Raw genomic sequence first — 20517 nt, forward strand, 5'->3', positions numbered from 1 at the left:
ATGACTGCTATCGACGATCTGTACCAGGCCGGCACCTCCACCTGGCTCGACGACCTCTCCCGCGAGCGCATCGCCACCGGCAACCTCGCCGAGGTGAAGGACGCGAAGTCCATCGTGGGTGTGACCACGAACCCGGCGATCTTCGCCGCTGCCATGGGTTCCGGCAACCACTACGACGAGCAGCTCGCCGAGCTGAAGCAGGCTGGCACCACCGCCGACGCCGCTGTCTACGCCATGAGCGTCAAGGATGTGCAGGACGCCTGCGACCTCTTCCGCGACACCTACGAGGCCACCGGCGGCAAGGACGGCCGCGTCTCCATCGAGGTGGACCCGCGCTTCGCCGCCGACGAGCAAAAGACCATCGCGCAGGCCCGCGAGCTGTGGCAGCTGGTGGACCGCGACAACCTCATGATCAAGATCCCGGCGCCCGACGAGTCGCTGCCCGCCGTCACCGCCGCACTGGCCGAGGGCATCTCCGTCAACGTCACCCTGATCTTCTCCGTGGAGCGCTACCAGCAAGTCATCGACGCCTACAAGGACGGCATCCGCAAGGCCGCCGCCAACGGCCACGATGTCAGCCGCATCCACTCGGTGGCGTCGTTCTTCGTCTCCCGCATGGACACCGAGGTGGACAAGCGCCTCGAGGCCATCGGCACCAACGAGGCGCTGGCGCTGCGCGGCAAGGCGGGCATCGCCAACGCGCGGCTGGCGTATGCGCTGTTTGAGCGCGAGTTTGGCGAAGCTGACGTCGATACGCTTCCTGCGAACGCGAACGCCCAGCGCCCCCTGTGGGCGTCGACCGGTGTGAAGAACCCGGACTACCCGGCGACGATGTACGTCACCGAGCTCGCCGGCCCGCAGACAGTGAACACGATGCCGGAGAAGACGCTCGACGCGGTGCTTCGCGACGGCGGCGTGCACGGCGACGCCCTCACCGGCACCGAAGCCGTCTCCCGCGAGACCTTCGCGGCGCTGCGGAGCGTGGGCATCGACCTCGACGACGTGGTCGCCGTGCTGGAGCGCGAAGGCGTGGAAAAGTTCGTGGACGCGTGGCAGGAGCTGCTCGATTCCATGACTGCTAGGCTCGCCTAACGTGACTTCACCGCACCAGCAGTGGACCAACCCGCTGCGCTCCCCCGCCGACAAACGCCTCCCCCAGATCGCCGGGCCCTCCGGCATGGTGATCTTCGGGGTCACCGGCGACCTCGCCCGCAAGAAGCTGCTGCCGGCGGTCTACGATTTGGCCAACCGCGGCCTTCTGCCGGGCGGGTTCACGCTGGTCGGCTACGGGCGGCGCGACTGGTCCAAGGCCGACTTCGAGGCGTACGTGCGCAAGGCTGTCGACGAAGGCGCGCGCACCGAGTTCCACGACAACGTCTGGCAACGCCTCGCCGAGGGCCTCGAGTTCGTCCAGGGCAACTTCGACGACGACGCCGCCTTCGACCGCCTCGCCGCCACCTGCAAGCGCAGCGACAAGCAGCGCGGCACCGCCGGCAACTGGGCCTACTACCTGTCCGTGCCGCCGGAGTTTTTCGCCGAGGTGGTCCACCAGCTGGACCGCTCCGGCATGGCGCACGAGGGCGAGAACCAGTGGCGCCGCGTGATCATTGAAAAGCCGTTCGGCCACGACCTCGAATCCGCGAAGGAGCTCAACGAAGTCGTCGGCGCCGTGTTCGACGAGCGGTCCGTCTTCCGCATCGACCACTACCTGGGCAAGGAGACGGTGCAGAACATCCTTGCGCTGCGCTTTTCCAACCAGATGTTCGAGCCGGTGTGGAACTCCCACTACATCGACCACGTGCAGATCACCATGGCCGAGGACATCGGCCTGGGCGGGCGCGCCAGCTACTACGACGGCATCGGCGCCGCCCGCGACGTGATCCAGAACCACCTGATCCAGCTGCTCGCCCTGGTGGCCATGGAGGAACCGACCTCGTTCTCCCCCGGCCAGCTGCGCGCCGAGAAACTCAAGGTACTGCGCGCCACCTCCGCGGTGGGTCCCTTCGGCAAAACCACCGCCCGCGGGCAGTACACCGCCGGGTGGCAGGGCTCCAAGAAGGTCGTGGGCCTGCGCGAGGAGGAAGGGTTCGACCCGAACTCCACCACCGAGACGTTCGCCGCCTGCACCCTACAGATCGATTCCCGCCGCTGGGCCGGCGTGCCGTTCTACCTGCGCACCGGCAAGCGACTGGGCCGCCGCGTCACCGAGATCGCGCTGGTGTTCAAACGCCCGCCGTACCAGCCGTTCTCCCAGGGACAGACCGACCTTTTGACCAACAACGCCGTCGTCATCCGCGTCCAGCCCGACGAGGGCGTGCTGATGCGCTTCGGCTCCAAGGTGCCCGGCCCCGGCATGGAGTTGCGCGACGTGAACATGGACTTCTCCTACTCCGAGGCGTTCACCGAGCAGTCGCCAGAGGCCTACGAGCGCCTCATCCTCGACGCTCTTTTGGATGAATCGAGCCTGTTTCCCACCAACTCCGAGGTGGAGCGCAGCTGGGAGATCCTGGACCCGGTGCTGAACTACTGGGCCGATCAAGGCAGCCCCGACGACTACGCCGCCGGCACCTGGGGGCCGGCCTCCGCCGAGCGCATGCTGTCGAAGGACGGCCGTGCCTGGCGGCGTCCATAAGCACGAAAGGCTCGAGCATGATCACCGAATTGCCGGACACCACAACCAAGGCCATCGCCGCAGAGCTCGCGCACGCGCGCGAGCGCCACTCGCTTGCCACCGGGCGCGTGCTCACCCTGCTGGTGGCTATTGACGACTCGCGCGAGGACAGCATCGACGAGACCCTTGCGACCCTGCGCGACGCCTCCTTCGAGCATCCCGCCCGCGTGCTGGTGCTCATCGCCGGCGACCCGCAAGCCGAAACCCGCCTCGACGCGCAAGTGCTGGTGGCCACCGACGCCGGCGCCTCCGAGGTGGTGGTCATGCGCCTGTACGGCGAGCTGACTGGCCACATGGGCGCGGTGGTCACGCCGCTGCTGCTGCCGGACACCCCGGTGGTGGCGTGCTGGCCGCAGAAGGCGCCGAAGCACCCGTCCGGCACGCAGCTGGGCCGCATCGCCCAGCGACGCATCACGAACCTGCGCCGCGGCACGAACGGCGTGACGCTGAAGCAGCTCACGGACGGCTACGAGCACGGCGATTCGGACATGATGTGGTCGCGCATCACGCCGTGGCGCGGCATCGTCGCCTCCGCCCTGGACCGCCACCCCGGCAAGCACGTTCATTCCGCCGAGATCGCGGGCGCCGCCGGGGACCCGAGCGTGGACCTCGCCGCCGGCTGGCTCGCCTCCAGCCTGGGCGTGGACGTGACACGGTGCGCCGGCGAGGCGGCCGGCGACTTCCCCATCGCCCGCTTGGTGCTGCACTGCGAAGGCGGCGACGTGGAGGTCGCGGTCCAGGACAGCCACACCGTACGCATCTCCGCGCCCGGCCACGCCGATTCTTTCGTGGCCATGGGCGAGCGCACCGAGGCCGAAAGCCTCGCCGAGGACCTGCGCCACCTCGGCCCCGACACCACCTACGAGCGCGCGCTGGGCGGACTTTCAGGAGTACACAATGAGCTTTAACGATCTTGCATCGCTACTCGACGCCGCGACCTCCCGGTTCACCGCCCTCATGTCAGACATCCACGCCGAGGGCCGCGCCGCACGCGTGGTGTTCACCGGCGGCACCGCCGGCATCGCCCTGCTGGAGCGCCTGGCCGACGAGGACATCGACTGGTCGCGCGTGGAGGTCTTCTTCGGCGACGAGCGCAACGTGCCCGCGGACCACCCCGACTCCAACGAGGGCCAGGCGCGGGCGGCGCTGCTGTCCAAGGTGGACATCCCGGAGGAGAACATCCACGGCTACGGCCTCGACGGCGGCCCGATGGACGCCGCGGTGCAGCGCTACCGCGAGCTCATCGGCGACGGCGGCTTCGACCTCCACCTTTTGGGCATGGGCGGCGAGGGCCACATCAACTCCCTGTTCCCCCACACCGACGCGGTGCGCGAACGCGACGCGATGGTGGTGGCGGTGACGGATTCGCCGAAGCCGCCCGCCGAGCGCGCCACCCTGACCCTGCCGGCGGTCCAGTCCGCCGACAGGGTGTGGCTGCTGGTCTCCGGCGCCGAGAAAGCGGAGGCGGCCAGCCACGCCTCCGACGGTGCCGGGGCCGCCGATGACTGGCCGGTCGCCGGCGCTATCGGGCGCAAAGAAACGGTCCTGTTCGGGTTAAGGGTCAAAAAGTGTGTCCGGAATCGCGGATTTTCACGGATTGACCTGTAGGTTTCCGGAAAGTATATGCTCCGGAAGCATATATCTAGCCCCCGACGGGAAATCCTCGGTGTGGCAGCCGTGATGTGCTATGCGCGGCGTGGTGTGGTGTCGCAATGTCGAAGAACCAACCACGCTGCCACTGCGGCGGTGAAATGAAACGCAACGGCACCACCAGCAAAGGCACCACCAGATGGCGCTGCAAACAATGCGGCGCCTCCAGCGTCAAACGTCGAAACGACATCACCAACGCGGCAGTGTTCACCCAGTTCATCGAGCATTGCACCACCGCAATATCACTCGACGACCTAGCCAAACGAAACGGTGTTAGCCGCGCCACCATGAAGCGGCGCTTCAAGTGGTGCTGGCTCGTTGATGTGCCTGACCCCACCGCCGGCCACCACAAGCGGATCTACGACCAGGTATTTCTCGATGGCACCTACACCGCCGGTGGCTGCCTGATCGTCGCGGCGACCATCGACCACGTGATCGCCTGGCACTGGTGCAAACACGAAACCACCCGCGACTACCAACTGCTGCTTGAACGCATCGAAGCCCCACTCATCGCCGTCATCGACGGCGGCCAAGGCGCATACAGCGCAATCAAAAAGTGCTGGCCGCGCTCAATGATATTTCGCAATAGCCAGCAATGAACGCTTGCATTGCGCAAGACGTTACATTATCTTCTGAAACATATAGCGCACCTTGTCCAGGCGGCTGTTTGGACGGCGGGGCTGGATGACTGGCTTGCCGACAGCGGCCTGATACCCTTTCAGTTCTGTAAGGCATACGCTCTGCCCGTTGGTGTAAAAGGCCAGATCAGTACGGTATGCCTGTATACAGCGGGCGGGAATCTCGCCAGTAAAGACAACTTCATCCTTTTTTACCTGGACCGTTTCGATGGTGGCACAGTATTTCGGTGCATCATGATAAGCCCTGGAAAGATATTCCCGGGGCGCATAGAGGGTGAAGGAGAGATAAGGTTCCAGCAGTTGCGTCCCTGATTCCTTCAATGCCTGTTCCAATACAATCGGGGCCAATGAGCGGAAGTCCGCCGGCGTGCTGACCGGACTGTAATAAAGCCCGTATTCAAAGCAAATCTTACAGTCCGTTACGTTCCAGCCGAACAAGCCCTGCTCCAGCCCGTAACGGATACCATCCCTGACAGCGTTTTGAAAACTCTGGTTCAAGTATCCCAGCGAAACCCGGCTCTCGTATTGTACACCGGAGCCAAGCGGGAGTGGTGTAACAGACAGTCCGATGGATGCCCAAAACGGGTTGGGCGGCACCTCGATATGGATGGTGTGGCTGGCTGCTTTGAGCGGCCGCTCCATATAAATGACGGTGGGTTCCTTTACCACTGTTTCAAGCTTGTATTTTTCCGACAGCAAAGCGGAAACAACCTCCAACTGCACCCGGCCCAAAAAAGAAAGAATGATCTCATGGGTGATGGAATCCACCTCGCAGCGCAAAAGCGGGTCAGTATCCGCAAGTTGCGTAAGAGCGTCCAGCAGCCGTTCTCTTTGCGCTGCCGTTTTCGGCGCAATCGACGTCCGCAGCATGGGGAGGGGGTCCTCACGCCACCTTTTACGAGGGAGCCGGGTTGGGTCCCCTAATACATCGTTTAACCTCACGCTGTCGCTGGGAAGGATAACAATTTCACCCGGATAAGCGGTGTCTGTCCGAACAATTTCCCCTTTGGATGGAATACGCATCTCTGTGATTTTCAGCTTTTCTCTCCCGGCCAGGGCCACCGTATCCCGCAGGCGCAGCGTTCCGCTGTATAGCCGTAGATAGACACGCCGCTGGCCGCAATCTGTATACTCCACCTTGAAAACGCTGCCGCATAGGGCGGCGCTCCCCTGTTCCCCAATCGGTTGGAACAGCCCTGTCACCGCATCCATCAACGGTTGAATGCCAAGGCCCTTTTTGGCGCTGCCATAATAGACCGGGAACAGGGAGGCGTCTTGAACCCGCCGCTGGTCCTCCCGCACAAGTTTTTCCCGGCTGATTGGTTCTCCTGCGATATACTTTTCCAATAATTTATCGTTATTTTCGATGACCGCATCCCATGCTTCTATGTCGGTATTTTCCTCCAGGACTATTTCCGGGGACAGCGACACCGTCTGCTTGATGATAATATCGGCGGAGAGCTTATCCCGAACAGACTGAACCACGCTCTGCAAATCAACGCCAGCCTGGTCGATCTTGTTGATAAAGATAACGGTGGGAATGTTCATTTTCCGCAGGGCATGGAACAGAATACGGGTCTGGGCCTGCACGCCATCTTTAGCGGAGATCACCAAGATGGCCCCATCTAAAACAGCCAAAGAGCGGTACACCTCCGCCAAAAAATCCATGTGGCCGGGCGTATCCACAATGTTGACTTTACATCTGTGCCACTGGAAGGAAGTGACTGTCGCTTGAATGGTAATCCCACGCTGCCGCTCCAAAAACATGGTGTCCGTCCTCGTTGTCCCTTTTTCGACGCTCCCCGGTTCTGAAATGGCTCCGCTGGCATATAGCAGGCTCTCCGTCAAGGTCGTCTTTCCAGCGTCTACATGGGCAAGAATTCCAATATTGATTATTTTCATGTGATTGTCCTCCCTTTACTGCCCCGAAGGGCATAAAAATCCCCAGCAGTAAAATACTTTTACCACTGGGGATGATAATTTGCGGACATACGCATATACAGCATACACCTGTTTGTGAGTGCTGTTTTTGGGGATATGTCAAAATTGATAAGGCAAAAGTATTCTTAAATTGGGTACAAAAACCTAAGCCCCTACAAAAGGGACTATCATAATCCTTTGTTCCCACTATTTGATTATAGTTTTATTTAAGAATACCTTGCCGCATATTTTTTACTCCTTTTCTGGAATTGAATTATTATATCACATCAGTTTTAGGAAAACAAGTATCTAAAAGAAATTTTTCTTCCCCTTATATGTAACAATCATACCGGCTTCCTAACGTTCAGAATGGTTTCTACTGTCTGCTGCGGTGTTTGGTTGGAATTGTCCAGCCAAAAGCCGATCCGTGGTGTTGTCTGCATTTTACTAAATACAAATTCAATGTATACAGAAAGAAATATATAAGGAGTGGGAGGGATTCCGCCGTAGTCGGCATTGTAGGAAAATCCAAAAGTTTAGATTTTCTCAAAATGCTTATCTTTTGGTCTTTGGTTCGGAATAGTGTAGTGCTGGCGGTCTATCTATTGTTTTCGGTTGCTTGCTTCTTTACCGTACATGAGCATTCAGTGTTGGGGATAAACACGACTGCCGCAGCATCCGGCATGACCAACTCACTATCGGAAAGCGTGGCACCGGGTGCAAGGGTGACAGTCGGCAACGCCAGCACATCGCGTGCAGAAAGCATGCTTGCACGCCGACGTTTACGAGTCCTGCCGGGGTCGGGGTTGGTGTTGTAATCGGCCCAATCCTTCTCTGGTGGCTTGGGGATCAGCGGGGGAATATCGTGTGGGGACATGGGTGCGGACCTCCTTCGGGTTCTGGCCCACAACCAGCCTGCCACCTAGGGCCGACTACGAAAATTCAACGCTGCCTCGTCCACGCCCAACGCGTGGTCCGCCGCTACACCACCACCAACCCACGCACCGATGCCGGGCGCACCATCTACCGACTTGCGCTGAAACTGACCCGGATCACCACACTGGATGAAGCCGCCGCGTGGGGGGGTTAAGGGTCAAAAAGTGTGTCCGGAATCGCGGATTTTCACGGATTGACCTGTAGGTTTCCGGAAAGTATATGCTCCGGAAGCATATATCTAGCCCCCGACGGGAAATCCTCGGTGTGGCAGCCGTGATGTGCTATGCGCGGCGTGGTGTGGTGTCGCAATGTCGAAGAACCAACCACGCTGCCACTGCGGCGGTGAAATGAAACGCAACGGCACCACCAGCAAAGGCACCACCAGATGGCGCTGCAAACAATGCGGCGCCTCCAGCGTCAAACGTCGAAACGACATCACCAACGCGGCAGTGTTCACCCAGTTCATCGAGCATTGCACCACCGCAATATCACTCGACGACCTAGCCAAACGAAACGGTGTTAGCCGCGCCACCATGAAGCGGCGCTTCAAGTGGTGCTGGCTCGTTGATGTGCCTGACCCCACCGCCGGCCACCACAAGCGGATCTACGACCAGGTATTTCTCGATGGCACCTACACCGCCGGTGGCTGCCTGATCGTCGCGGCGACCATCGACCACGTGATCGCCTGGCACTGGTGCAAACACGAAACCACCCGCGACTACCAGCTGCTGCTTGAACGCATCGAAGCCCCACTCATCGCCGTCATCGACGGCGGCCAAGGCGCATACAGCGCAATCAAAAAGTGCTGGCCGACTACGAAAATTCAACGCTGCCTCGTCCACGCCCAACGCGTGGTCCGCCGCTACACCACCACCAACCCACGCACCGATGCCGGGCGCACCATCTACCGACTTGCGCTGAAACTGACCCGGATCACCACACTGGATGAAGCCGCCGCGTGGGGTGTGCAACTGCACGAGTTTTCAACGATCTACCGGGAATGGATGAACGAGAAAACCATGATCAAAGACCCCAAAACAGGTGCATGGACCCGCGTGTGGACCCACCACAACGTGCGCAAGGCCTACAACAGCCTCAACCATCTTTGGCGGTCCGAGATGCTGTTTGTCTACCTCAACCCGCCAGCAGGAGTCCTTGCGCCCGAGCGGATCAAATCCACCACCAACAGCTTAGAAGGCGGCATCAACGCCCAGCTCAAACTGCTCGCCAGAACCCACCGCGGCAGATCAGGCGAACGACAACGCCGCATGCTGGATTGGTGGCTCTACTTAAAAACGGAACTGCCTGACGATCCAGTACGAATCGCCAGGCAGTCCGACTGGGGCCAGGGCCAACTCGCCAAAGTATCCACCCTGACCCAAACCGAGAACCAAGCCGACCACGAAACAGGATGCCCAGCCCTCTACGACAACGCTATCGACACCGACTACACCCACTCAATCGGCATTCAAAAAGGCCAAATCTAACCCCCGCGACACGCCGAGCCAGACACACATTTTGACCCTTAACCCTCCTGTTCGCCACGAAGGACGCAACAGGACCGTTCTAGTTTCGCGCGCGCAAACCGCGCGCTTAGACCGCGTAGGTCTGAATCAGGTTCAGGCCGATGATGCAGAGGATCCAGATCAGGGCCAGCAGCACGGTGACGCGGTCGAGGTTCTTCTCCACCGTGGTCGAACCGGACAGGTTGGCCTGGACGCCGCCGCCGAACAGGCTGGACAGGCCGCCACCCTTGCCCTTGTGGAGCAGGACGAAGACGGTCATGAGGATCGCGGCGATCACCAGCACAATCTCAAGGGCTAAAGCCATGTGTGCGACACCTTTCAAAATGGGCGATGGTGCAAACTCCCGATGAGCTTACACCACCGCAAAGACGAACCCATCAGCGACTTACATCACCGCGTTAGCGGCCGCCGCGGCAAGCTTGGCAAAGTCCTGCCCGTCAAGGGACGCACCGCCGACCAGGCCGCCGTCCACGTCCGGCTGGGAGATGATCTCAGCGACCGTGTCGGCCTTGACTGAGCCGCCGTAGAGGATGCGGATCGCGTCGGCGACGGAGTCGTCGCTAAGCTCGCGCACCAGCTCGCGGATGCCGTGGCAGACCTCCTGGGCATCTTCCGCTGAGGCGACCTTGCCGGTGCCGATCGCCCAGACCGGCTCGTAGGCGATGACCGCCTTGGACAGGTCCACGCCCGCGAGCGACTCGCGCGCCTGCTGCACCACGAAGGAGACGTGCTCGCCGGCCTCGCGCACCTCGAGCGGCTCGCCCACGCAGACGATTGGTGCGATGCCGTGCTCGATGGCCTTGGCGGCCTTCGCGGCGACCTGCTCGTTGGTCTCGCCGTGGTACTCGCGGCGCTCCGAGTGGCCGACGACCACCCAGGAGCACCCCAGCTTCTCCAGCATGGACGCGGAGATGTCGCCGGTGTAGGCGCCGTTGTCGTGCTCGGAGACGTCCTGGGCGCCGTAGGTGATCTTGAGCTTGTCGCCCTCCACCAGGGTCTGGATGGAGCGCAGGTCCGTGAACGGGACCGTCAGCGCGATGTCGACGTACTCGTAGCCGTCCTTCGGAAACGCGAAGGCGAGCTTTTGGGCGCTCTGGATGGCCTCGAGGTGGTCGTGGTTCATCTTCCAGTTGCCCGCAATAAGTGACGTGCGTGCCATGGGTAGCAAACCTCCTAGTTCAGTACGGAAACGCCCGGCAGTTCCTTGCCCTCGATCAGCTCGAGGGAGGCGCCGCCGCCGGTGGAGATGTGGCTGAAGCCGCCCTCGTCAAGGCCGAGGGTGCGCACCGACGCCGCGGAGTCGCCGCCGCCGACCACGGTGAAGGAGCCGTTCTCCTTCGTCGCCGCGATCATGGCTTCGGCGACGGCCTTGGTGCCGTCGGCGAAGTTCGGGAACTCGAACACACCCATCGGCCCGTTCCAGAACACGGTCTTGGAGTCCTTGATGGCCTCGGCGTAGTTCTTGGCGGTTTCGGGTCCGATGTCCAGGCCCATCCAGCCCTCCGGGATCTCGTCCAGGCCGACGATCTTCTTCTCGGTGTCCTTGTCAAACTCCGCGCCGGCAGCGACGTCCACAGGCAGCAGCAGCTTGTCGCCGAAGCGCTCAATGAGCTCCTTGCAGGTGTCCACCATGTCCTCCTGCAGCAGCGACTTCTGCACGTTGTGGCCCTGGGCGGCGAGGAAGGTGTAGCACATGCCGCCGCCGATGATGATCTTGTCGGCCTTCTCCGCCAGCGCCTCGATCACGCCCAGCTTGTCGGAGACCTTGGAGCCGCCCAGCACCACCACGTACGGGTGCTGCGGGTTGTCCTTGACAGAAGACAGGGTCTCCACCTCCTTGTCCACGAGGTAGCCGGCGTAGGCCGGGAGCTTCTTCGCCACGTCGAAGACGGAGGCCTGCGCGCGGTGCACAACGCCGAAGCCGTCGGAGACGAACGCGCCGTTGTCGGCCGCAAGCGCGGCGAGTTCCTCGGCGAAAGCGGTGCGCTCCGCTTCGTCCTTGGAGGTCTCGCGCGCGTCGAAGCGGACGTTTTCGAGCAGGAGGATCTCGCCCTCGGTCAGGCCGTTGGCGCGCTCGTGGGCGTCCTCGCCGGAGACGTCGCCGGCGAGCGGGACGAACTGGCCCAGGCGCTCAGACAGCGCCTCCGCCACCGGCGCGAGGGAGAACTTCGGGTTGACCTCGCCCTTCGGGCGGCCCAGGTGCGCCATGACGATCACCTTCGCGCCGCCGTCCAGCAGCGCCTTCAGGGTGGGCAGGGAGGCGTCGATGCGGCCGGCGTCGGTGATGTTGCCGTTGTCGTCCAGGGGGACGTTGAAGTCGGACCGGACCAGGACGTGGCGGCCGTCCACGCCTTCGTCGAGAAGCTGCTGCAAGTTCTTGGTCATAGGTATCTCCTTTGTTCTGTGAACACTCACCATCGTATGAAAAACGGGTCCGCCGTGCCGGAAGCACCGCAGACCCGCAACTCAAGCTCCTTAGAGCTTGTCCGCCACGAACTTGGTCAGGCGGATGTACTGGGAGGTGTAGGACCACTCGTTGTCGTACCACGAAATGATCTTGACCATGTTGCCGTCAATCACGCGGGTCATGCCGGCGTCGAAGATCGCGCCGTGGGAGTTGCCGATGATGTCGGAGGAGACGATCGGATCCTCGGTGTAGAGCAGCGCCTGGCCGAACTCGGCGTCCTCGGCGGCCTTCTTCACCGCTGCGTTGACCTCCTCGACCGTGGCCTCCTTGCCCAGGGTGACGGTGAGGTCGGTGGCGGAGCCGGTGATGGTGGGCACGCGCATGGCGAAGCCGTCAAGCTTACCCTCCAGGTTCGGCAGCACCAGCGCAACGGCCTTTGCGGCGCCGGTGGTGGTGGGCACGATGTTCTGGGCGGCGGCGCGGGCGCGGCGCAGGTCCTTGTGCGGCGCGTCCTGGAGGCGCTGGTCGCCGGTGTAGGCGTGCACGGTGGTCATCAGGCCGCGCTCGATGCCGAACGCCTCGTCGAGCACCTTCGCCACCGGCGCGAGAGAGTTGGTGGTGCAGGATGCGGCGGAGATGACGTCCTCGGAGCCGGTGTAGTCGGCGTGGTTGACACCCCAGACGTAGGTGCCGTCGACTTCCTTGCCCGGTGCGGAGATGATGACCTTCCTCGCGCCAGCGTCGATGTGCGCCTTGGCGTCCGGGCCCTTGCGGAAGACGCCGGTGCATTCGAGCACGATGTCCACGTCGGCGTCGCCCCAGGCGAGGTTGGCCGGGTCCTTCTCCGCGGAGACCTCGATGCGGCGGCCGTCGATGGTGATGGAGTCGTCGTCGTGCTCAATGTCGTGGTTGAACTGGCCGTACGCAGTGTCGTACTTCATCAGGTGCGCCAGGGTCTCGTTGTCGGTGAGATCGTTGATCTTCACCACTTCGAGCTCGCCCTTGTACTCGTCCTCGATGATGCGCAGCGCTGCGCGGCCGATGCGGCCGAAACCGTTGATGCCAATGCGGGTAGTCACAGTCAACACTCCTCGTGCTCGTGGTCTGTCGGTCCACCCCCGAGTGTAATGTGCAGGGCTCTCACCTGCAGAGAGCTTTTTGCTTAACGACGAAACCAGGGGTGGTAACCGCAATCAGCACCCGCCCCTGATGTTGGTTTATGCCCGTTTCCACGTCTCAGGGGGAGCCATTTCCGCCGCTTCCACCCCCGACTCCGGCCGCGCAGCACCCACTGTGAAGTATGTCACCCGTGCAGGTTTTAGGTGGTCGGGCTCCCGTGCGTGTCCTCCACGCCCAGTTCCGAGGCGCGCTTGTCTGCGAGCGAGAGCAGGCGCCGGATGCGTCCAGCCACCGCGTCCTTGGTCATCTGCGGGTCCGCCAGGCGCCCCAACTCCTCCAGGGAAGCGTGGCGGTGCTCCACGCGCAGGTAGCCGGCTTCGGCGAGGTGCTCGGGGACGTCGTCGCCGAGGATCTCCATGGCGCGCTCCACGCGGGCCGCCGCCGCGGCTGCCGCCTGCGCCGAGCGGCGGGTGTTCGCGTCGTCGAAGGTGGCGAGCCTGCTGTTGGCTTTCGCCTTCACGGCTCGGGATTCCCGTTTGGTGTCCCATTCGATGCGGGTGGCCGGCGCCCCCATGCGGCTGAGCAGGATGCCGATGGCCTCCCCGTCGCGCAGCGTCACTCGCTCGATGCCGCGGGTCTCGCGTGTCTTGGCGGTCAGCCCCAGGCGCCGGGCGAGCCCGACCAGTGCCAGCGCGGCTTCCTGGCCCGGGCAGGCGACCTCAAGGGTGGCGGTCCGGCCCGGTTCAGCCAAGCGCCCGCGCGCGAGGAAGGCCCCGCGCCACGCGGCCTCGACCCCGGCCATGTCGCCGGAAATGACCTGCCGCGGCATCCCCACGACCGGGTGGCCGGACGCGGTGACGAGCTTCAAGCGGCGGATGACGTCCGCCGCGCCGTCATCGACGCGCACCTCGTACCGCGATTCGCGGTTGCCTGAAGACGCCGGGATCAGCTCCACGCTCGCCTCCACCGCGCACAAATCGGCCACCGTGCTGGCCAGGCGCCGCGCGACCGCTTCTTCCTCAAAATCCGCGACGATGGCCACCCCGCCCTCCGCCGGCTGGATCTCCCCGCCGAACCGGATCAGCGCGGCCGCTTCCGCGGCGCGCGCCTCCAGCCCGCCGCCGGTGGCGCGCAGGAGTTCGTCCTTGACCTTGGCCGTGAGCGCCACCGGCGCCTCCCCTCGTTTACGTGTGTTGCAGCTTGGAACCGCCCAGCATTCTATCGTGCCGGGCGCAGCGCCTTGAGGGCAGATGCCAATTGCTTCGGGTCGTGGCGGTTCAGCGGTGCGCCCACGGCGTCCACCTCGCGCAGCGGGGCGAAGGCGACCTCTGCGTCCAAACGAGCGGCGGCGCGGGCGATGTTGTCGCGCTCGCCGTCGGAGGTGGCGGTGCGCTCATCGGCGAGGAAGTAGTCCACGTGCAGCTGCGGGGCGTGCTGGGAGAACACGTGGATGTGACGTTCTGTGGTGAACCCGTGGGTCTCCCCCGCCTCCGGCGAGAGGTTCAGGATCACCGCGACGGTCGCCGAGGTCTCATTGAGCGCCTGGGCGATGTCGGGCACGAGGATGTGCGGGATCACCGAGGAGAACCAGGAGCCGGGCCCGATGGTCACCATGTCCGCGTCCATGATCGCCTGCACCGCCGCCTCACTCGCGGCTGGCTGCGCCGGGGTGAGGCGCACACGCCGCACCGCCCCGGGGGTGGTGGCCACCGCCACCTGGCCGCGCACGGAGCGCAGCACGCGCGGGTCGTCGTCCAGGCCCGCCACGTCCGCTTCGATGTCCAGCGGCTGCGGGCACACCGGGATGACGCGGCCGGCGGATCCGGTCCAGGCGGCCACCTGATCCAGGGCGGCCTGGGTGTCGCCGAGGCGCTCGGCCAGCCCGGTGATCAACAGGTTGCCCAGCGCGTGGCCGGCCATCGCGCCGTGCCCGCCGAAGCGGTGCTGCAGGGTCTCTCGCCACTGCGCGCCCTCCTCCCCTTCGGCTGTCAGGGCCGCCAGCGCCATGCGCAGATCCCCGGGCGGGACGATCTCCATCTCGCGGCGCAAGCGCCCGGACGATCCACCGTCGTCCGCCACGGTGACCACTGCGTTGATCGTGGACGCGCCGGCTTCGCGCGCGGCGGTAAGCGTCTGGTACAAGCCGTGCCCTCCCCCGAGGCACGTGAACGACGTATGGCTCAATTGACCCTTCTTTCTGCTGGCCCTGCCGCCTGATTAGTGGCGTTCGAGGTCCCGGTGGATCACGTTGACATCCACGCGACCCTGCTGACGCAGACGCTTGCCGACGGCCTCCGCCACCGCCACCGAACGATGGTGGCCGCCCGTGCAGCCGATGCCTACGGTGATGAAGTCCTTGCCCTCGTGGCGGTAGCCGCCCAGGGTGCTAGAGAGCAGGTCGACGAAGTTGTCCACGTACTCGCGGGCGCCGTCCTGGCTCAACACGTAGTCAGAAACCGCCTTGTCCACGCCGCGGAACTCCCGGAGCCCCTCCACCCAGTACGGGTTTGGCAGGAAACGAACGTCCAGCACAATATCAGCGTCGCGCGGCGAGCCGTGCTTGAACCCGAAGGATTCGATGGTGACGTGTTGCCGGCCCACCGGCAGCTCGCCGACGGAAGCCTCCACCGCGCGGCGCAGGTCGTGCACCGACAGGTTGGACGTGTCGATGATGACGTCCGCGGAGGCACGCAGGTCCTCCATCTCCTCGCGCTCGTGCGCGATGCCGGACTGCAGGGTGCCGTCGCCCTGCAGCGGGTGGGTGCGGCGCACCGAGTCGAAGCGCCGGATCAGCACGTCGTCGCGCGCCTCCAGGAACAGGACGAACGGCTGGTGGCCGCGGTCCCGGATCGCCGCGATGGTCTCCATGAGGGACCCGTTGAATTTCGCCGCGCGGATGTCGGTGACCACCGCGAGGCGCTCCACCGGGGAATCGTCCGCGGCGGCCAGGTCCACCAGCTCCAGAATCAGCTGCGGCGGCAGGTTCTGGGAGACGAAAAAGCCCTTGTCCTCAAAGACCTTCGCTGCCGTGGACAGGCCGCCGCCCGACAGGCCCGTGATGATCACAGGGCGCATCGGGGTCGCGGAATCTTCCTGGGGCAATGCGTGTGCGGAGGATGTCGTGGACATAAGGAACATCCTAGACAAGGAGGGGGCGACGTGCCGTCGATTAGCAACCCGCTTCTACTGGTGCAGATGCTGGTAGATGGTCTCCGCGAGCTTCGGGCCCACACCCTTGACCTGCTGGATCTCCTCCACCGTCGCTTCCTTGATCTTCTTCACGGAGCCGAAGTGCTTAACCAGGTCCGTGCGCCGGGCCGGCCCCAGCCCCGGCACCGCGTCCAGCGCCGAGGCGCGCATCCGCTTGGAGCGCTGCTGGCGGTGGTACGTGATGGCGAACCGGTGCGCCTCGTCGCGGATCTGCTGCAGCAGGTACATGCCCTCGGAGTTGCGGGGCAGGATGATCGGCTCGTCGTCGTCCGGCACCCACACCTCCTCAAGGCGCTTGGCCAGCCCGATGAGCTGCACGTCCACGATGCCCAGCTCGTCGAACACCGCCTGCGCTGCGGTGACCTGGGGCTTGCCGCCGTCGACGATGAACAGCTGCGGCGGGTAGGCGAACCGCTTCGCCCCGGTGGACTCGTCCGCTTCGTCCTCGAAGGTCTGCTCCTCCGCGACCTCGTCCGGGTTAGCCAGCTTGTCCTCGTTGTAGCGCTTGAAGCGGCGCCGGGTCACCTCGGCGATGGAGCCGACGTCGTCGGAGCGGCCGTCGCCGGCGGCCTCCTTGATGCGGTAGCGGCGGTAGTCGTTCTTCTTGGGCAAACCGTCCTCGAACACCACCAGCGACGCCACCACGTCGGTGCCCTGGATGTGGGAAATATCGGTGCACTCGATGCGCAGCGGCGCCTCGTCCATCCCGAGGGCGTCCTGGATGTCCTGCAGCGCCTGGGAACGGGCGGTCAGGTCGCCGACGCGCTTGAGCTTGTGCTGGTGCAGCGCCTCCGAGGCGTTCTTGTGCACCGTTTCCATCAGCGCGCGCTTGTCGCCGCGCTGCGGCACGCGGATCTCCACCGGGCCGCCGCGCAGCTCCGCGAGCAGCTCGGTGACCTCTGGCAGTTCCGCCGGCAGCGTCTCCACAAGGATTTCGCGCGGCACCGGCATCGGCGCCTCCGCCTTGGCGCGGGACTCCTGGTCCACGCCGCGGCGGCGCACCTTCTGCGCCTCGATCGTGCGGTCTTCCTCCTGCTCCTGGCGGACCCGCTCCACCGCGTCGGAGTAGTACTGCACAAGGAAGTTCTGCATCAGCGTCGGCAAGGTCGGGTCTTTCTGCCCCTCTTCCAGCCGCTCGGCGGCGCCGGGCTCATCGCCGGTCTTTTCCACCACCCAGCCGCGCTGGGCCCGGATGCGCCCGTCGCGCACGTTGAAGATCTGCACCGCCGCTTCGAGCTCGTCGGTGTCGAAAGCGATGACGTCGGCGTCAGTGTTTTGCCCTAAGACGACCGTCTGGCGTTCCATGACCTTGTTCACGGCGCCCAAGTCGTCGCGAAGCCTGGCCGCCTTCTCAAACTCCAGGTTCTCACTAGCTTCCTGCATCTGTGCGGTGATGCCGCTCACGAGCTGGTCGGTACGCCCCGACATGAAGCCCAAGAAGCCCTGCACGATCTCGTCGTACTCGGCCTCGTCCACGCGCCCCACGCACGGGGCGGCGCACTTGTCGATGTAGCCGAGCAGGCACGGCCGCCCCAGCGACTCGTGGCGGTTGAACACACCGTTCGAGCAGGTCCGGATCGGAAACACGCGCGTGAGCAGGTCCAGTGTTTCGCGCACCGCCCACGCGTGAGAGTAGGGCCCGAAGTAGCGCACCCCCTTGCGCTTCGGGCCGCGGTAGAAGAACGCGCGCGGGTAGCGCTCCTTCACGCTCACCGCGAGCATGGGGTAGGTCTTGTCGTCGCGGTACATGACGTTGAACCACGGGTCGAAGCGCTTGATCCAGGTGTACTCCAGCTGCAGCGCCTCCACCTCGGAGGCCACCACAGTCCACTCCACGGACGCGCCGGTGTAGACCATCTGGCGGGTGCGCGGGTGCAGCGTGTGCGGCGGCTGGAAGTAGTTGTTCAGGCGCGCGCGCAGGCTTTTCGCCTTGCCCACGTAGATGACGCGGCCGTCGCGGTCGCGGAACTTGTACACCCCGGGGTCGGTCGGAATCGTGCCCGGCGCCGGGCGGTAGCTTTGCGGGTCCGCCAACGCTTAGTCCTGCGGCATGTACTTGGCTTCGAGCGCGCGGAAGTCATCCACGGCCTTCAAGGCGTCTTCCTTGTCACCGGACTGGATCGCCCATAGCGGCACGTACTCGAATTCCGGCAGCTCAAGGCGCGCCATGCGCGAGCCTTTGGGGAAGCTCAGCCCGTAGATCACGGCCCACGGGTAATAGCGGGTGCCGATGATGTTGCGCACCTGCACGCCGTCCTCGTTCGCGCGCACCCGCGGTCGGGTCAGCGCGATCCAGGACAGCACGGAGATGATCAGGCCGACGCCGATGAAGGCGAACTTGTCCAGGTCGGTGATGGACACGCCGGTGAATTCGGCGTCCACGGCCCAGGACATGAACACGTGCACCGCCATGACCACAACGATCCAGCCGACGGCGACCTTGCGCAGAAACTTCGAGGACAGCTCCAGCTCCCACGGTTTCGTGGTGGTGGTGGCGTGCGGGTCGAGCGCGTTGAGGTAGGCAATCTCGTCCCGGCCCGAAAGTCCCGTGGGGTTGTGCTGTTCAGCCTGATCAGCCACTGCCGTTACTCCTTACAAGCGCTCGAGCATGTTGCGTGGCAGCGTCCCAAAGGCCGCCCCACGCCCTCCGGGCTACCTTAGCCCTTCAACGGCAGAGCGCGAACTTTGCGCAGCTCCGCGGCTGTACCGGCGGCGGCGCGCATGGCCTCGGCACCCTTGTCTTCCTTGGCGTCCTCGCCACCGGCGCGCTCGTAGGCCTGGTCCTCGTCGTCGACGGTGAGCACGCCGTTGCCCACCGGAGTCTGCTCATCCAACGCCACGCGGGTCAGCCCTGCGGTCACGGAGTCGCACACGTACTGGAAGTGGGCGGTTTCGCCGCGGATGACGCAGCCGAGGGCCACCACGGCGTCGTAACGCTTAGCGCACGCCTGGACCACCACCGGCAGCTCGAGGGCGCCGGCGACGGCGTACTCCTCCACCTTCACGCCGAGCTCCCGGGCCTCATCCCGCGCGCCGGCGCGCAGCAGGTCGACGATCTTGTCGTTCCACCGGGTGTAAACCACGGCGATGGTCATGCCCTCCGCCTGTATGGAATAGTCCTCGGGTGCTCCACTCGATGCCACTTGCAGCTCCTTTTGGGTCCGTTTAGGTTGCGTACCCCGGATGGGCGTGGAGCCATTCGGCCACACCAGGTAGGTCGTGGCCCATCCGGTCGCGCTTGGTGCGCAGGTACTTGATGTTGTCGTGTGTGGGAACGATCTCGATCCTACTGCGGCGCGCCACCGCAGGGCCGTAACCCGCCAGCGCGTCGGACTTGTCCGGGTTGTTGGTGAGCAGCTCGAAGGTGCCCACCCCCAGATCCGCCAGGATCTGCCCGGCCGCGGAGTACTCCCGCGCGTCCGCCGGCAGGCCCTGCTCCAGGTTGGCGTCCACGGTGTCCAGACCCGCGTCCTGCAGCCTGTAGGCCTGCAGCTTCGCCATGAGTCCAATGCCGCGGCCCTCGTGCCCGCGCAGGTACACCACCACGCCGCGCCCCGCTTTTCGGATGCGCCGCATGGATTCGCGCAGCTGCGGGCCGCAGTCGCAGCGCGTGGAGCCGAACACGTCGCCGGTGAGGCATTCGGAGTGCACCCGCACCAGCACATCTGTTGCTTCCCGCAGCTTCTCGACGCCTCCGGCAACCAACGCCACATGCTCCACCCCGGAAACAGTGTCGCGGTAGCCCACGGCGGTGAACTCGCCGTACTCGGTGGGAAGTTTCGCCGCGGTGACGCGCTCGACGGTGCGTTCGTGATGGCGGCGGTATTCGGCCAGCTGCTCGATGGAGATCATGGGCAGCCCGTGCGTGTTGGCGAAGCGGCGCAGCTCGTCGAAACGCGCCATGTCGGTGGGGTCGTCCTCGGAGACGATCTCGCACAGCGCGCCCACCGGGGTCTTGCCCGCCAGCCGCGCCAGGTCCACGGCCGCCTCCGTGTGGCCGGGGCGTTCCAGCACGCCGCCGGCCTTGGCGCGCAGGGGCACCACGTGGCCGGGGCGGGTAAACGACGAGGCGTTGGCGGAGCCGTCTGCAAGCAAGGCGATCGTCGTCGCGCGCGAGCGCGCGGAGATGCCGGTGGTACCGGTGGCCGCGTCCACGGTGACGGCGTAGGCGGTGCCGTGCAGGTCCTGGTTGTTGGCCACCATCGGCGGCAGCTCGAGTGCGGTGGCGCGCTCATCCGGCATCGAAACACAGATGTAGCCGGAGGTGTGGCACACCATGAACGCGACGAGCTCCGGGGTGGCGTCCTCGGCGGCGAAGATGAGGTCGCCCTCGTTCTCGCGGTCCTCACTGTCCACCACAACAACGGCCTTGCCAGCGCGAATGGCGGCGATAGCCTCCTCGACCGTATTCAAGGAGTTAGGGGAAGTCATACCGTCCAA

The 20517-nt window shown here is 64.4% G+C and carries 18 protein-coding genes and 2 pseudogenes; 7 read left to right on the forward strand and 13 right to left on the reverse strand.

The window, feature by feature from the left end:
• The 5 genes and pseudogenes from tal to H0193_RS02895 form a co-directional block, all read left to right on the forward strand.
• Positions 1–1092: a transaldolase gene (gene tal / locus H0193_RS02875; protein WP_181888469.1), complete on the forward strand. Its 1092-nt coding sequence runs from the start codon at positions 1–3 to the stop codon at positions 1090–1092.
• A gap of 1 nt (position 1093) precedes the next feature.
• Positions 1094–2632: a glucose-6-phosphate dehydrogenase gene (zwf, locus tag H0193_RS02880; RefSeq protein ID WP_181888470.1), complete on the forward strand. Its 1539-nt coding sequence runs from the start codon at positions 1094–1096 to the stop codon at positions 2630–2632.
• Positions 2633–2649: 17 nt separating this feature from the next.
• Positions 2650–3579 (forward strand): glucose-6-phosphate dehydrogenase assembly protein OpcA, encoded by a 930-nt coding sequence (locus H0193_RS02885; protein WP_181888471.1) that lies wholly within the window; start codon positions 2650–2652, stop codon positions 3577–3579.
• Complete coding sequence (gene pgl / locus H0193_RS02890) at positions 3569–4279, forward strand: 6-phosphogluconolactonase (RefSeq protein ID WP_181888472.1); 711 nt, start codon at positions 3569–3571, stop codon at positions 4277–4279. The genes H0193_RS02885 and pgl overlap by 11 nt, the downstream gene beginning before the upstream one ends.
• Before the next feature lie 104 nt (positions 4280–4383).
• Positions 4384–4905: pseudogene (locus H0193_RS02895) on the forward strand (transposase-like zinc-binding domain-containing protein); the annotation flags it as partial.
• Between the two features lie 36 nt (positions 4906–4941).
• Here the strand turns inward: H0193_RS02895 and tet(W) are convergent.
• Positions 4942–6861, reverse strand: a complete 1920-nt coding sequence (tet(W), locus tag H0193_RS02900; RefSeq protein WP_181888473.1) for a tetracycline resistance ribosomal protection protein Tet(W) — start codon at positions 6859–6861, stop codon at positions 4942–4944.
• A gap of 616 nt (positions 6862–7477) precedes the next feature.
• Positions 7478–7756 (reverse strand): hypothetical protein, encoded by a 279-nt coding sequence (locus tag H0193_RS02905; protein ID WP_005391230.1) that lies wholly within the window; start codon positions 7754–7756, stop codon positions 7478–7480.
• A 51-nt stretch (positions 7757–7807) separates the two neighbouring features.
• Here H0193_RS02905 and H0193_RS02910 point away from each other — a divergent pair.
• Both H0193_RS02910 and H0193_RS02915 read left to right on the forward strand, forming a co-directional pair.
• Positions 7808–7963 (forward strand): annotated as a pseudogene (locus tag H0193_RS02910) (IS1249 family transposase); the annotation flags it as partial.
• A 160-nt stretch (positions 7964–8123) separates the two neighbouring features.
• The gene (locus H0193_RS02915) at positions 8124–9302 is read left to right on the forward strand and encodes an IS256-like element IS1249 family transposase (protein ID WP_181888474.1); all 1179 of its coding nucleotides are present in this window, start codon (positions 8124–8126) and stop codon (positions 9300–9302) included.
• Between the two features lie 106 nt (positions 9303–9408).
• Here the strand turns inward: H0193_RS02915 and secG are convergent, their stop codons facing one another.
• The 11 genes from secG to H0193_RS02970 form a co-directional block, all read right to left on the reverse strand.
• Entirely contained in the window at positions 9409–9645 is a 237-nt protein-coding gene (gene secG / locus H0193_RS02920) for a preprotein translocase subunit SecG (protein ID WP_070473991.1), read from the reverse strand.
• Between the two features lie 81 nt (positions 9646–9726).
• Entirely contained in the window at positions 9727–10500 is a 774-nt protein-coding gene (gene tpiA / locus H0193_RS02925) for a triose-phosphate isomerase (protein ID WP_181888475.1), read from the reverse strand.
• A 14-nt stretch (positions 10501–10514) separates the two neighbouring features.
• Entirely contained in the window at positions 10515–11726 is a 1212-nt protein-coding gene (locus tag H0193_RS02930; protein ID WP_181888476.1) for a phosphoglycerate kinase, read from the reverse strand.
• Positions 11727–11816: 90 nt separating this feature from the next.
• On the reverse strand, positions 11817–12827 hold the full coding sequence (gene gap / locus H0193_RS02935) for a type I glyceraldehyde-3-phosphate dehydrogenase (RefSeq protein WP_181888477.1): 1011 nt from the start codon (positions 12825–12827) through the stop codon (positions 11817–11819).
• 239 nt (positions 12828–13066) lie between these two features.
• Positions 13067–14035: a DNA-binding protein WhiA gene (gene whiA / locus H0193_RS02940; RefSeq protein WP_181888478.1), complete on the reverse strand. Its 969-nt coding sequence runs from the start codon at positions 14033–14035 to the stop codon at positions 13067–13069.
• Positions 14036–14085: 50 nt separating this feature from the next.
• Positions 14086–15051: a gluconeogenesis factor YvcK family protein gene (locus tag H0193_RS02945; RefSeq protein WP_181888479.1), complete on the reverse strand. Its 966-nt coding sequence runs from the start codon at positions 15049–15051 to the stop codon at positions 14086–14088.
• Between the two features lie 33 nt (positions 15052–15084).
• Positions 15085–15996, reverse strand: coding sequence for an RNase adapter RapZ (gene rapZ / locus H0193_RS02950; protein ID WP_236883402.1), 912 nt, complete (start codon positions 15994–15996; stop codon positions 15085–15087).
• Positions 15997–16050: 54 nt separating this feature from the next.
• Positions 16051–18111 carry an excinuclease ABC subunit UvrC gene (gene uvrC, locus H0193_RS02955; protein WP_181888480.1) on the reverse strand — a complete coding sequence of 687 codons (2061 nt, stop codon included), beginning with the start codon at positions 18109–18111 and terminating at the stop codon, positions 16051–16053.
• Between the two features lie 3 nt (positions 18112–18114).
• Positions 18115–18657, reverse strand: coding sequence for a PH domain-containing protein (locus H0193_RS02960; protein ID WP_181888481.1), 543 nt, complete (start codon positions 18655–18657; stop codon positions 18115–18117).
• 77 nt (positions 18658–18734) lie between these two features.
• Entirely contained in the window at positions 18735–19220 is a 486-nt protein-coding gene (gene ribH / locus H0193_RS02965; RefSeq protein WP_181888482.1) for a 6,7-dimethyl-8-ribityllumazine synthase, read from the reverse strand.
• A gap of 22 nt (positions 19221–19242) precedes the next feature.
• Entirely contained in the window at positions 19243–20508 is a 1266-nt protein-coding gene (locus H0193_RS02970; protein WP_181888483.1) for a bifunctional 3,4-dihydroxy-2-butanone-4-phosphate synthase/GTP cyclohydrolase II, read from the reverse strand.
• Between the last annotated feature and the right edge of the window lie 9 nt (positions 20509–20517).

Source organism: Corynebacterium haematomassiliense, assembly GCF_013978595.1.
Taxonomy (GTDB): Bacteria; Actinomycetota; Actinomycetes; order Mycobacteriales; family Mycobacteriaceae; genus Corynebacterium; species Corynebacterium lehmanniae.